Source organism: Peribacillus sp. NPDC076916, from assembly GCF_050269675.1.
GTDB lineage: Bacteria > Bacillota > Bacilli > Bacillales > DSM-1321 > Peribacillus > Peribacillus aracenensis.
The window spans coordinates 761515-775389 of record NZ_JBNNIU010000003.1 but is presented as its reverse complement, the minus strand read 5'-3'; the positions used below and the strand labels follow the sequence as shown (position 1 = coordinate 775389).

The following is a 13875-nucleotide window of genomic DNA, read 5'->3' as shown; positions in this document are numbered from 1 at the left end:
TTAGTTCATTATCCTTCTGACGGAATAAACATCTGAAATTTGTTTTATGCGGTCGACGACCTTTTGTAAATGGGCAATGTTATGAATATAAATCGACATGTGAATGGTCGCTACCTTATTCCTGTCGGATTTACCCGAGACCGCTGAAATGTTGGTCTTGGTTTCATTGACGGCTTGCAGCACTTCGTTTAATAAGCCGCGACGGTCATAGCCGCTGATTTCAATTTCTACGATGTATTCCTTGCGTTCGTTAATCGTACTTTCCCATTCAACCGGTACGAGGCGATGATCGGCATCTCCGCTATCCAGGTTCGGGCAATCTTGTCTATGAACTGAAACTCCACGGCCTTTGGTTATATAACCAACGATTTCGTCCCCTGGAACTGGGTTACAACAGCGTGATAAACGGATAAGCAGGTTATCAATCCCCGGTACCTGTACGCCTGAGTCACGTTTTTTAGATGTATTGGAGAAGGTTTTCAGATCGGCTACCGCTTCAGAAATATCTGCTTCTTGCTCGACCATTTTCTGCTTACGCCATTTTTCGGTAAGGCGATTAGCTACCTGAAGGGCTGTTATTCCGTTATATCCGACTGCTGCATACATATCCTCTTCATTCAGGAAGTTGAATTTATCCGCAACACGCCTGATATTCTCGGCAGCCAGGATTTCCTTCAGGTCGAACTCCATATCCTTGATTTCCTTTTCAACAAGCTCTTTGCCTTTTTCGATATTTTCTTCTCGGCGCTGCTTCTTGAAAAATTGGCGGATTTTATTTTTCGCTTGAGATGTTTGCGTTAGCTTAAGCCAATCCTGACTTGGGCCATATGAATGCTTCGATGTTAAGATTTCTATGATGTCGCCAGTTTTCAGTTTATAATCCAGCGGTACCATTTTCCCGTTCACTTTGGCACCAATCGTTTTATTTCCGATTTCCGAGTGAATCCGGTAAGCGAAATCAATCGGGTTGGATCCTGATGGCAGTTCGATGACATCGCCTTTTGGAGTGAAAATGAATACCATATCGGAAAAAAGATCTATTTTAAGGGATTCCATGAATTCCTCGGCATTAGTCGCATCATCCTGGAATTCAAGAATTTCCCGGAACCATGTCAATTTTTCTTCCAATGAAGGCTGTTCACCGACATCTTTTCCCTCTTTATAAGCCCAGTGCGCAGCAACCCCGAACTCGGCAATGCGATGCATATCGGAAGTACGGATCTGCACTTCCAGCGGATCGCCTTTCGGTCCGATCACCGTCGTATGAAGCGATTGATACATATTCGGCTTCGGCATCGCGATATAGTCTTTGAATCGGCCAGGCATCGGCTTCCAGCATGTATGGATGATCCCTAAAACGGCATAGCAATCTTTTATGCTATTGACGACGATCCGAACTGCAAGCAAATCATAAATTTCGCTGAACTGCTTATTCTGCAAAGCCATTTTGCGATAAATGCTGTATATATGTTTCGGCCTGCCGGATAGGTCAGCCTTAATGTTGACTTCCTCAACGTTTTTACGCACTTCATCAATGACTTCTTCCAGATAGTTTTCACGTTCTGCACGCTTTTTCTTCATCAGGTTGACGATTCGGTAATACTGCTGAGGATTCAAATACCTTAGAGCAGTATCTTCCAGTTCCCATTTAATCGTGCTGATACCAAGACGATGGGCAAGCGGTGCGAAGATTTCCAACGTCTCGTTCGATATCCTTCTCTGCTTTTCCTGCGGCAGATGCTTCAATGTCCGCATATTATGCAGTCTGTCCGCAAGCTTGATCAAGATGACCCGTATATCCTGGGCCATCGCCACGAACATTTTCCGATGGTTTTCCGCCTGTTGCTCCTGCTGTGATTTGTATTTGATTTTTCCTAACTTGGTCACACCATCCACAAGCATGGCGACTTCAGGACTGAAATTTTCTTCAATGTCCTTCAAAGTGATCTCCGTGTCTTCAACAACATCATGTAAAAAACCTGCCGCAATGGTTGCAGGGTCCATTTCAAGATCAGCCAGAATGCCCGCCACTTGAATCGGATGAATGATATACGGCTCTCCCGATTTACGGAATTGTTCTCGGTGAGCATACTCTGCATACTTAAACGCTCTATGGATAAATTCAGCTTCTTCCGGCTGAAGATATAAGCTGGCCCGTTCCACAACCTGCTCGGCAGTCAATATTTGATCATTAGCCATTTAATCACCTTAACCCCACTTTAACTGCCACCGGATATGATCCGGATTGAGTATGATTGGTAGCACTTCCCTTTATTCTGCAAAACGTGACAATTTTTGCGAAAAAAAATAAATCCGCTTAAACGGATAAAGTGCAAATAAACTTATTAGCAGAAAAACTCTTTATTATTACTATTATCGAAAAAAAAGGCAAGGATGTAAAGAGTTAAACGTGTATTTTATTAAGAATAGGGCATTTTTTCACTGGAAATTCGACAAAATCCAGCTAAAATGAGTAAAAAGAGAAAAAGAGCACCCTGTTAAGAGTGCTCTCGTTTATTAAAAGCTCATTAATGTCAAGACATCATAGCCGTCTAATTTATCTTTACCATCCAAGTCTGTCAATTCAATAAGGAATGCAATCCCGGCTACAATTCCGCCAAGCTGTTCAACCAATTTGATCGTCGCTTCGATTGTTCCCCCGGTAGCAAGCAAATCATCCGTGATCAGGATACGCTGTCCCGGTTTAATGGCATCTTTATGGATTGTCAATACATCCTTGCCATATTCTAATCCATATTCGACTTTTATCGTTTCACGTGGAAGTTTTCCTTCTTTTCTCACTGGCGCAAAGCCCACTTCCAATGAGTATGCGACTGGACATCCGATAATGAATCCGCGTGCTTCCGGCCCGACCACCAAGTCGATATTTTTATCGCGGGCGTACTCGACGATTTGGTCTGTTGCATATTTATAAGCTGCGCCGTTATCCATTAATGTTGTAATATCTTTGAAGACAATACCCGGTTTTGGCCAGTCTTGCACAATTGTTACATATTGCTTTAAATCCATTGCTTTGTTTCCTCCTCAAGGTCTGTTGCCTCATGAACTAAATAATGATTGAACCAATCGAATAATTGCTGATAGGAAGAATAAACAAGCTCTTGTTCAAGCTCAAATTGCTCTTTCTTTCTTGTATACGATTCAGATTCACTGAGATCGCGTTTTTTCGCATTGGTTGTGAGCATAATTAACCCATTCTCTATTGTAACAAAATCAAGCTCAAAAAACACCTTAGAAATAAAATCCACTGTATCTCTTGACCAGCCGCGATATTTGGCCAGGTCATCACCGTATCTTTTCACATCGAGCGGACCTTTTTTGGCAAGGAAGGCATAGAACCATTTAAAATGATCCCTTGTTGGCATCGTACTTAAGAAATGGTCCTGTTCATGGGAAAAGTGAGCGTAGATACGCGAAGGGTTCTTATTGGAAATCACCCGTTTCAAATATTCCCTGGACGGCGGCATGTCCATGAATGCCAAATGACCTTCGAAGCAGTCGAGCTGCTCTGCATCCAGTTCATTCTTGATATGAACGAGATCTGGATGGTTTTGCAAAAATGGGTATCTGCGATAAATATCTTCCGAGAAAATGACGATCTTCCGGTTTTGTACAGGAATGTCGGCAAGCCACTTCTCTGCCTGTCCCTTGCCGCGGTAATCGAATAACTGCCAATGGTTCACCGAGACATCCTGGACAAAGATCTGGGGCTTTTTCATATTATTCCACTCATTGATGGAAAGCTCACCAATAACCGAGACTTCAGCGTGCGGAGCTATTTCATCGACAAAATGACCGAGACCGAAGCCCACACCGTCAAGTTTGTGATTTTCACCATCTTCCAGCTGTACCTTCAAGTGATTTTGGTTGGCACCAATTTTGCGGACACTAGAAAGCTGGACGGAATCTATCAAAATCTTCGGCTTAGGATTCGTAACCCCGAATGGCGCCAGCAAGCTCATTTCCTGAATCGTTTGAATGGAAACTTCAGCTAAAGTCGTTGCTCCGTCCAAGTTTGTGATGGGTGTGAAGTCCTCTTCGTTCAGTTGTTCCTTCGCAATCAAGTTCATGCGGTCCCTGAGCTCCTGAACATCTTCTATTTTCAAGGTCATTCCAGCAGCCATCGGATGTCCACCGAAATGAGGCAGCATTTCACGGCAGGCGGAAAGACTTTGAAATAAATCGAAACCGGCGATGCTCCGAGCAGAACCTTTAGCTAATCCCTTTTCCCGGTCATAGCTCAATACAATCGTCGGCCGGTAAAAGCGTTCAACAAGTTTAGAGGCCACAATTCCCACAACTCCGGCGTTCCAGCCCTCCCTGCCGATGATGAGCACTCCATTGGACTCCGGCGGGTAGTTTTCCTCGACTTCAGCAATCGCTTCTTCCGCCATTGCCGCAACCATTTCCTGTCGCTCTTTATTGATATCATTGATTTCATTGGCAAGTTCCGTCGCTTCTTCCAGACTTTGTGACATCAATAAATCGACAGCGGGATCGGCATCTCCAAGGCGCCCGACAGCATTGATCCGCGGTGCCATCGCAAAGCCGATCGATTCTTCATTCAATGCTTCCTGCTGAACATTCGCCACTTTCATTAAGGCAACAAGTCCCGGGCGGCGCGTCAAACGTAACTGCTCGATGCCTTTCGCAGCAATGACGCGGTTTTCCCCTTGTAAAGGCACTAAATCCGCTATCGTGCCGATTGCCGCTATCTCAAGCAAATCCTCAGGCAATTCCCCAAGCAAGGCGTGTGCCAGCTTAAATGCGACCCCTACTCCGGCAAGCTCTTTAAATGGATAGGAACTGTCCTCAAGCTTAGGATGGATGATTGCCAATGCCTCAGGCAGTTCCGGTCCCGGTTCATGGTGGTCGGTCAAAATATAATCCATGCCAAGCTCGCCTGCAAGTTTCGCTTCATCGACTGCAGAAATTCCGGTATCAACGGTTATTAATACCTTCACCCCTTGCTCGGCTGCAAGGCGGAATGCCATCGGATTCGGACCATATCCTTCTGTAAACCGATTCGGGATATAAAAGTCAACATCTGCACCCAATCTCGTCAGCGCCGTCATCATCACTGTGGTCGATGTCACGCCATCCGCATCATAATCACCGAATATACGTATTTTTTCTCCATTTTGAATCGCTTCTCTTATTCTATATACTGCTTTATCCATATCCTTCAATAAAAATGGATCATGAAAAGTTTGATTTTTTACAAATAAAAATGATCGGGCACTTTCAATCGTATCCAGGCCTCGATTCACAAGCAGGGCTGCAACCAAAGGTGTGATATGAAGCTCTTCAGCTAGTACAGCAACTTTGTTTTCATCGGCAGTTCGTAAGTTCCACCGGGTTTTTGGCTTTAACATTTATTCACCCCTCAACTTACTCATTATACAAAACGAATATACCAGTTTCAATTTTATTTTAAACTCATAATTGGCTGCAATTCCCTGTTCGATAAGCTTAGTTCAATAAAAAGAAGGCTGGCATCATGCCAGCCCCCTTTCACCTATTAAACTTGTCCTTCAAGACTTTGTTTCTTTTCTTTCGCGGTATTCAGCGGACCTTTCTTCTTCAATTCCCTGATTTTCAAATCAAGCCAGAATTGGGAAGCGATCAATAGCGATGAATACACGCCGCAAATTAAACCGATAAACAGGGCAATGGAGAAGTTACGGATAGCTTCACTGCCGAAGATCATCAATGCAACGACCGTGATGAGAACGGTCAGAACCGTGTTAATGGATCTCGTCAAAGTTTGCCTGATACTGATATTCACAATGTTCTCAAGTTCTTCGACGGTTTTGACTTTACGGCTGAAGCGCAGGTTTTCACGAATACGGTCAAAGGTTACGATCGTATCATTGATCGAATAACCGACGATCGTCAGAACCGCAGCAATGAAGGTGATATCCACTTCGAGCCGGAGCAAGCTAAAAATCGTGATGATGAAGAAGGCATCATGTATGAGCGCGACCACGGCAGGTACGGCCATTCGCCATTCAAATCGTATCGATACATACAATATGATTCCGATTGATGCGATCGCTAACGCATACATGGCATTTTTTGCAAGCTCTTTTCCTACAGTCGGTGATACGGTGCTGACATTCGGTTCCGCTCCGTAATCCTTCTTGAAATGGTCCTTCAATTCAGCGATTTCCTGTTTATCGAGGACACCGACTGTCCGAACGACAGCATTTTTATTGTCTTTACCAGCGAGCCTGACATCCTTGATATCATCCGCGTCGATACCGACCTTTTCCATTTCGGTTTTGACTTGCTGAGTCGTCAAGACGTCTTTGGACGCAACCTCGATTCGGGTACCGCTCGTGAAATCAATCCCAAGATTCAATCTGAAGACGAGCAGGAAAATGATCCCGATAATGGTGACACCGATTGAAATGCCATAAAAAACTTTCCGATGTTTGACGAAATCAATTTTATCAAAGCGTGTTGGCAATGACATTAAATCCATTTTCTCGGATAAATCGTGAATGTATTTCTTCTTCACACCAAACCACGATGCATGTTTGTCCAGGAACCCGCTATTCACCCAAAGGCTCATGAAGAGGCGTGTACCATAGACGGCTGTAATGAAACTCATTAAAATTGAAATGATCAAAGTGGTGGCAAACCCTTTAACCGAGCTTGTTCCATAAAAGAATAGAACAGCCGCAGCCAGCAGGGTCGTTAAGTTGGCATCCATGATCGTAGCAAGTGAATTCTTGGTACCTTCTTTATAAGCCGCTTTAACCGATCTGCCCAGTTTCAATTCATCCCTGATCCGCTCATAGGTTATGATATTGGCGTCGACTGCCATCCCGACCCCGAGTACCAATGCAGCAATACCAGGCAGCGTTAGGACCGCATTCATCCAATCAAACACTAAAAGCGTCAAGAAAAGGTATATGCTCAACGTGACGACCGCAATGAATCCCGGGAAGCGGTAATACACAAGCATGAAGATAAAAACAAGTGCAATTCCGATGATTCCTGCGAAAATAGTATCATTCAGTGCACCCGCACCGAACTGGGCACCTACAGAAGTGGAATACTTTTCTTTTAAATCTACAGGCAAAGCACCGGCATCCAGAAGGTCTGCAAGCTCTTTCGCTTCTTCCACCGTGAATTGACCGGTAATATACACCTTCTTCGTATTGAAAACTTCACTGACAGCCGGAGCGGATATCATATTGTCCTGTGAGGCTGTATCCTTAATCGAATCTTTTCCTTCCTCGAAATCCAGCCAGATTGCAAGTACATTAGTCGGACTTGGCATCGAGGATATTTTTTGAGTGATGTCCTTAAATTTATTTACATCTTTCAATGTGACTTCGACAACCGGTTTATTATCTTGGAACGTTTGTTTCGCGCCGCCTTCTTTCAGGTCGGCACCGGTCATCATTTCCTTATCGTTGTAGTCACGAAAAGATAATTTAGCTTGTGTCGAGAGGATTTCGCGAGCGTTGTTTTGGTCTTTGACTCCAGCCAATTGAACGCGAATCCGGTCTTTCCCTTCGATTTGAATGTTAGGTTCGCTAACGCCCAAAACATTGACACGCCGCTCAAGCGAGCTTACTGTAGCCCGTAAAACTTCCGGGGTGATCTTTTCCCCAGACAGCGGTTTTACTTCATATAACACTTCAAAACCGCCTTGAAGATCAAGACCCAGCTTGATATCCTTTAGGATTCCTTTTGAAGTCGTCCCCATCGCTGCGAAAATCAATAGTGCGATTAGAAAAAACGCAACGATCCTGCTTCTTTTTACCATTATGTAGTAGGCCCCTTTCTATAATACGCCTGTTCCTGAAGTTAAAAAAACTGTCATTTTTAGTTTATATGATAACTGCAAACCCTTTGCTTCTTGAGAAAAAGGATACAGCTTCCCTGCTTTTTCCAAAAAAAGCATAACCATATCTATTATGAGTCATATATAAACAGCTGTCAATTTAAGTATATCTTTGCTTTATTCTTTAAAAAGTTCCTTCAGTTCTTCTTCAGAAAGCGGCTCAAATAGGTTTGGTGATTTATATGCTTCAACCATTTGGAAGTTCATGAACTGATTGCTCGAAAATGTCACGATATCTGCGACAAGTTCATGAAGGTGAATATTTTCCTGCGGACGCTTCCATTTATTTTTCGTTAAAGTTCCCCAAATGTCTTCCTCCGTTACGGCATTCAATCCGACCATTTGGAATTCCTCACGCTTGCTCTTCAAAAATGGACGTACCTTTAGATAATACCTTTGATAGGGATGATTCTTTTTTGCCATCACTTTGCCTCCAGTAAAAATGATTCTCAAATAAATGCGCATTTTCTTAGAAGGGTTTCGATCATTTGTTAGAACGCAAACAAACACTTTTGTCATGCTTTGTCCAAGTACAAGCATATAGATAATTGTATAGCATAACCGCTTTTTTGAGAAGGCAGGGAGGGAGTTCAATGTCCAAATTTTTAAAAGGGACGCTGATTTTATTAATCGCAAGCCTGATTACAAGGGTTCTTGGTTTCATTAACCGCATTGTCATCGCCCGCTTCATCGGCGAAGAAGGCGTTGGTTTATATATGATGGCATTACCGACCCTCTTTCTCGTCGTGAACATAACCCAGTTAGGCCTGCCAATCGCCATTTCGAAATACGTGGCTGAGGCCAATGCCAGAGGTGATGAGCGGAAAATCAAGAAAATCCTTGTCGTCTCTTTGGCCTGCACCATTACTCTATCGATGATTTTCACTCCTGCGATGCTGCTTTTCGCGCCGGTTCTCTCAGATTACCTATTCACTGATAAACGGACGCTATGGCCGCTCATGGCGATTGCCCCTATCGTACCGATCATCGCCGTCTCATCCGTACTGCGCGGTTATTTCCAAGGCAAGCAAAATATGAAGCCCTTCGCTTTCTCCCAAGTTATCGAACAGGTGGCCAGAATTACTTTCATAGCCGTCCTGACGAAGGCCTTTTTGCCATATGGAATTGAATATGCAGCAGCCGGTGCGATGTTCGCATCGATTATCGGTGAACTTGTATCCCTCTTCTACTTATTGACAAGCTTTAAATTAAAGAAACATTTTAAGTTCAGAAAGGGTTTCTTCAAGAATGTCAAATCCGGAAAAGGAACGTTCACGGAATTGATGGGGATCGCCCTTCCCTCCACAGGAAGCAGGATGATCGGATCGGTTTCGTGGTTTTTCGAACCGATCGTGGTCGCTCAAAGTTTGGCAATCGCCGGAGTCACCGCAGCCGCAGCCACCAGTCAATACGGGGAGCTGACAGGGTACGCACTGCCTTTACTCATGCTTCCATCATTCGTTACATCATCATTGGCGACGGCACTTGTCCCGGCAGTGAGTGAAGCCCGTACGACCGGAAACTTTTTACTCGTTGAACACAGGCTTCAGCAGGCCCTGAAAATCACCTTTATTACAGGCTGTTTAGCTATCGTCATTCTGTTCATCTTTGCCGAACCGATTTTACAAGTCATGTATGGCTCATCGCATGCTGCTGTTTTCATTAAATTCCTGGCACCTTTTTTCATTCTTTATTACTTTCAATATCCGCTGCAATCCATGCTGCAAGCATTGGATCTTGCAAAGGCCGCAATGTTCAACAGCCTAGCTGGGAACATCCTTAAAATCGGTGTGATCTGGCTGCTGGCGTCAAAGGAAAGCTTCGGGATCATGGGTGCCGCAGTGGGGATAGCTGTCGGTACGATGCTCGTTACCTTCCTGCATTTTTCAACCGTGCTGAAGGTCGTTCCTTTCACGCTTCATTTCCGCAGCTATATATCAGCTTTGGTCCTTGCTTTAATTTCAGGATGGGGCGGTTATTATCTTTATCAATTCCCGCTCTCCTCACTGCCACTTGGCACACGGCTTATGTTTTCCGTGACGATCGTTATCCTGCTGTTCACATTTTTCCTGCTCATGACCGGCAGCATAAAAAAGGCGGATCTGATCAGGATTCCTGTAGTGGGCGGCTTTTTATCAAAATTCGCTTGGAAATAAAATGAACCGAAGCATTAAAAGGCTTCGGTCATTTCTTCGTTTCATTTTTATCGATATAAAATTGGCCATCTATGTACCCACAAATCGAAATTTCTGTAATCTTCGTTTCTCCCCGTTTTTTCAACTGGTGCCGGAGCCAAAAATGATTTTTGCCAATTCTATCGAGATTCCTCTCCTGTATTTCCCCGTCTATTATAAGGGGATAAGGTGTTTCCTTGGTTTTAGACCTTTTACCTTTGGTATTCTTGATGATTGAAAGCTTTCCTGAGGATTCGAGGATGGCGAATTGCACTTCATTTAAATCGCTTATCCCCTGTTCACGCAGCTGGGTCAATAAATCATCGAAATTATATCTTTGCCTACGCATCGCTTTTTCATCTATTTTCCCTTGATTGATGATGATCTGCGGCTTACCGTCCACGATGTTTCGAAACCTTATGCTTTTCAATGAAATGTAGGCCATGATTATTTGGATGAAAGCAAGTACGAACATCGGTATGATTTGCCTTAAAAATGGTTTATCCAAATCTTCAAAGGAAAGGACGGCAATGTCCCCTATCATGATGGATACCACCAAATCAAGAATGCTCAGTTCCCCAACTTCCCGCTTACCCATCAATCGGAAAAGTAATAATATGACTAGATAGATCACTGTTGTTCTAAAAATAATAGCCAGGGTATCCAATGAATAACACTCCTTCATCCATAGCATGGCTTGGGAGCTGAAAAATTACTCCATAATCTTTTCTAATTTTTCCGGAAGCTCCTTAAACCTGGTCTAAAGGTTCGATATCGGGAATATGCTTGTACAAACACATAAACAGGCTATACGTATCAGCCTTTCAAAAAGGAGGAATACCCATCGAAACTAAAAAAATGAGTGTCGCCGTGATTTATGGCGTAGGCTCCATCTTTGCAATAGCGATGATTGCTAGTTTAATCGTTTCCATCCTTCTTCGTTTTACTTCATTGACGGAATCATCCCTGACATACGTGATCATGATCGTGTCCTTTTTATCGCTGTTCATTGGTGGATTCATTTCAGGAGGCAAAGGGAAAAAGCAAGGACTATTCTTGGGCGGGAGCACTGGGCTGCTTTATCTGTTGGTCGTGTTCCTTTTTCAATATTTAGGCCACGATGCACTCTTCACCATCAAGCAATGGATATACTATGGCTGTTTTGTGATTACGGCCATGATGGGCGGCGTGCTTGGGGTCAACATGAGTTCCGACTCCCGTCCCGATTAAAAAACAAACGAAAACCGGGCACATGGCCCGGTTTTCGTTTGTTTTATACGGATACTTCTTTATTCGGTGCGCTTTCCGTAATTTCACGGATTGCTGCACGGTCAAAAGTCAGTTTTGTGCCGTCTGGTGATTTAATGACGATTTTCAAGTCATCGATTGCATCAATTGTTCCGTGCATGCCGCCGATTGTAGCAACTTTATCACCTTTTTTCAAACTGCTTTGCATGTTTTGCGTAGCCTTTTGGCGTTTTTGCTGCGGGCGGATCAATAAGAAATAGAACAATACGAACATTAAAATCAATGGAAGTATTTGTGTTAAAGAACCCATCTTGTATATTCACTCCTTTCGTTCATTAAAATATTTATGGAATTAGAAGTTTCTCGCATTTGGTTCATTGAAACCATACTGCTCAAAAAACTCTTCCCTAAAGTCTCCAAGACGATCTTCTCGAATAGCTTGTCTGACCTGTTCCATCAAGTTTAACAGAAAGTGAAGATTATGGTAAGTCGTAAGACGAATCCCAAAGGTTTCTTCACATTTAATCAAATGGCGGATATATGCCCGGCTATAATTCTTGCAAACATGGCAATCGCAATTTTCATCGATTGGACCGAAATCGCGTGCATACTTCGCATTTTTCACAACCAGACGCCCATTGCTTGTCATGAGCGTACCATTACGCGCAATTCGCGTCGGCAGTACACAGTCAAACATGTCGATACCGCGGAGTGCACCATCGATCAATGAATCCGGTGAACCGACTCCCATAAGGTAACGCGGTTTGTCAGTTGGCAAAAGCGGACTTGTAAACTCAAGGACGCGGTTCATGATATCCTTCGGTTCCCCTACGGATAGTCCTCCAATAGCATAACCCGGGAAGTCAAGGGAGACAAGGTCTTTTGCACTTTGTTTGCGAAGATTTTCAAACTCCCCGCCTTGAACGATTCCGAACAGACCTTGGTCATTTGGGCGCTCATGTGCATTCAAACAGCGTTCCGCCCAGCGCGACGTCCGTTCTACCGACTTCTTCATATACTCTTCAGTCGCCGGAAATGGAGGACATTCATCGAATGCCATCATAATATCGGAACCAAGCGCATTTTGTATTTCCATCGCTTTTTCCGGAGATAAGAATAATTTATCGCCATTCAGATGGTTCCTGAAATGCACGCCCTCTTCTTCAATTTTACGGAACTCGCTCAAACTGAAGACTTGAAAGCCGCCTGAGTCGGTTAAAATCGCCCGATCCCAGTTCATGAACTTATGCAATCCGCCAGCTTCCTTGATGATTTCATGCCCCGGACGCAGCCATAGGTGGTACGTATTGCTCAGGATGATACCTGCCCCCATTTGTTTCAAATCTTCCGGGGACATCGTTTTGACAGTAGCCATCGTTCCAACCGGCATAAATGCCGGCGTTTCAAAAGAACCATGCGGCGTATGGACGCGGCCTAGCCTTGCCCCTGTCTGTTTACATGTTTTGATTAACTCATATCGTATTGCAGTCAACGCAATAACTCCCTTCAAGAGCCTCACACTCTTATATTACTTAATTAACATTGCATCTCCAAAACTAAAGAACCTGTATTTTTCTTCCACAGCCGTTTCATAAGCATGTAGGACATGCTCCCTGCCTGCGAGTGCAGAAATAAGCATGATTAAAGTAGATTTGGGCAAATGGAAATTCGTTATCATCGCATCGATCCCTTTGAACTCATAACCAGGATAAATGAAGATGCTCGTCCAGCCATTCTCTTCCTTGAAGACCCCATCATTGCGGGACGCAATCGTTTCCAATGTCCTTGTGGACGTTGTGCCGACCGTAATGATTTTCCCGCCCTTAGCTTTCACATCATTCAGCAATCTGGCTGTGCCTTCCGTCATTTGATAAAATTCCGAATGCATTTCGTGGCTGTCAATATCGTCGACACTTACTGGACGGAATGTACCAAGTCCAACATGCAGTGTGATGAAGGCGATGTGGACCCCCATCCCTTTAAGTTTCTCAAGTAAATCCTCCGTAAAATGCAGGCCAGCAGTAGGTGCCGCAGCAGATCCACGTTCACGTGCATATACCGTTTGATAGCGGTCCTGGTCGTCGAGTTGCTCCTTGATGTATGGAGGTAACGGCATTTCGCCAAGCTGCTCCAGTATTTCATAAAATATGCCGTCATATTTAAATTCAAGGATTCGGCCGCCATGCTCAAGCACGCCTGTACAGACGGCACTCAGCTTACCATCGCCAAAAACGATCGTCGATCCTTCTTTAATCCGTTTGGCCGGCTTCACAAGCGTTTCCCATACATCATCATGCTCTTGCTTAAGCAGCAATACTTCGATTTTTGCACCGGTTCCTTCTTTACTGCCGTATAGTCGGGCCGGAAGCACCTTTGTATCATTCAACACCAGGCAATCTCCCGGTTTGATATATTCCGTAATATGGCTGAATACATCATGCTGAAGCTTACCGGTTTCTTTGTCCAGCACCATCAATCTACTAGCTTCCCTATCTTCCAAAGGAACTTGGGCAATCAGTTCCTCCGGTAAATGAAAATCAAACATATCCAATTTCATCTGTTCCACTTCCT

11 protein-coding genes are annotated in these 13875 nt (G+C 44.0%); 2 read left to right on the top strand and 9 right to left on the bottom strand.

Going from position 1 to position 13875, the window contains the following annotated elements; translation table 11 throughout:
• The 5 genes from ACQKFG_RS13315 to ACQKFG_RS13295 all read right to left on the bottom strand — a co-directional run bounded on the left by ACQKFG_RS13315 (position 1) and on the right by ACQKFG_RS13295 (position 8305).
• The gene (locus ACQKFG_RS13315; protein WP_034308787.1) at positions 1-2199 is read right to left on the bottom strand and encodes a RelA/SpoT family protein; all 2199 of its coding nucleotides are present in this window, start codon (positions 2197-2199) and stop codon (positions 1-3) included.
• Between the two features lie 318 nt (positions 2200-2517).
• Positions 2518-3030 (bottom strand): adenine phosphoribosyltransferase, encoded by a 513-nt coding sequence (locus ACQKFG_RS13310; RefSeq protein ID WP_061464220.1) that lies wholly within the window; start codon positions 3028-3030, stop codon positions 2518-2520.
• The gene (recJ, locus tag ACQKFG_RS13305; RefSeq protein WP_427559541.1) at positions 3021-5396 is read right to left on the bottom strand and encodes a single-stranded-DNA-specific exonuclease RecJ; all 2376 of its coding nucleotides are present in this window, start codon (positions 5394-5396) and stop codon (positions 3021-3023) included. Before recJ ends, ACQKFG_RS13310 begins: the two co-directional genes overlap by 10 nt.
• A gap of 146 nt (positions 5397-5542) precedes the next feature.
• Positions 5543-7804 (bottom strand): protein translocase subunit SecDF, encoded by a 2262-nt coding sequence (gene secDF / locus ACQKFG_RS13300; protein WP_427559538.1) that lies wholly within the window; start codon positions 7802-7804, stop codon positions 5543-5545.
• 195 nt (positions 7805-7999) lie between these two features.
• Complete coding sequence (locus ACQKFG_RS13295; RefSeq protein WP_192205933.1) at positions 8000-8305, bottom strand: post-transcriptional regulator; 306 nt, start codon at positions 8303-8305, stop codon at positions 8000-8002.
• Positions 8306-8475: 170 nt separating this feature from the next.
• On the opposite strand from ACQKFG_RS13295, the gene spoVB reads away from it, so the two are divergent.
• Positions 8476-10038 (top strand): stage V sporulation protein B, encoded by a 1563-nt coding sequence (gene spoVB / locus ACQKFG_RS13290; RefSeq protein WP_192205934.1) that lies wholly within the window; start codon positions 8476-8478, stop codon positions 10036-10038.
• 28 nt (positions 10039-10066) lie between these two features.
• On the opposite strand, the gene ACQKFG_RS13285 is transcribed toward spoVB, so the two are convergent.
• A complete protein-coding gene (locus ACQKFG_RS13285; RefSeq protein ID WP_192205935.1) occupies positions 10067-10741 on the bottom strand; it encodes a DUF421 domain-containing protein in 675 nt (224 codons plus the stop codon).
• Between the two features lie 173 nt (positions 10742-10914).
• Between ACQKFG_RS13285 and ACQKFG_RS13280 the strand changes: the two genes are divergently transcribed.
• On the top strand, positions 10915-11286 hold the full coding sequence (locus ACQKFG_RS13280) for a TIGR04086 family membrane protein (protein WP_192207988.1): 372 nt from the start codon (positions 10915-10917) through the stop codon (positions 11284-11286).
• A 43-nt stretch (positions 11287-11329) separates the two neighbouring features.
• Here the strand turns inward: ACQKFG_RS13280 and yajC are convergent, their stop codons facing one another.
• From yajC to queA, 3 genes are read right to left on the bottom strand one after another with little or no spacing between them, the layout of a single operon-like run.
• Positions 11330-11614, bottom strand: a complete 285-nt coding sequence (yajC, locus tag ACQKFG_RS13275; protein ID WP_192205936.1) for a preprotein translocase subunit YajC — start codon at positions 11612-11614, stop codon at positions 11330-11332.
• A gap of 42 nt (positions 11615-11656) precedes the next feature.
• Positions 11657-12796 carry a tRNA guanosine(34) transglycosylase Tgt gene (tgt, locus tag ACQKFG_RS13270; RefSeq protein ID WP_076365000.1) on the bottom strand — a complete coding sequence of 380 codons (1140 nt, stop codon included), beginning with the start codon at positions 12794-12796 and terminating at the stop codon, positions 11657-11659.
• A 36-nt stretch (positions 12797-12832) separates the two neighbouring features.
• Positions 12833-13861 (bottom strand): tRNA preQ1(34) S-adenosylmethionine ribosyltransferase-isomerase QueA, encoded by a 1029-nt coding sequence (gene queA, locus ACQKFG_RS13265; RefSeq protein WP_342614232.1) that lies wholly within the window; start codon positions 13859-13861, stop codon positions 12833-12835.
• Between the last annotated feature and the right edge of the window lie 14 nt (positions 13862-13875).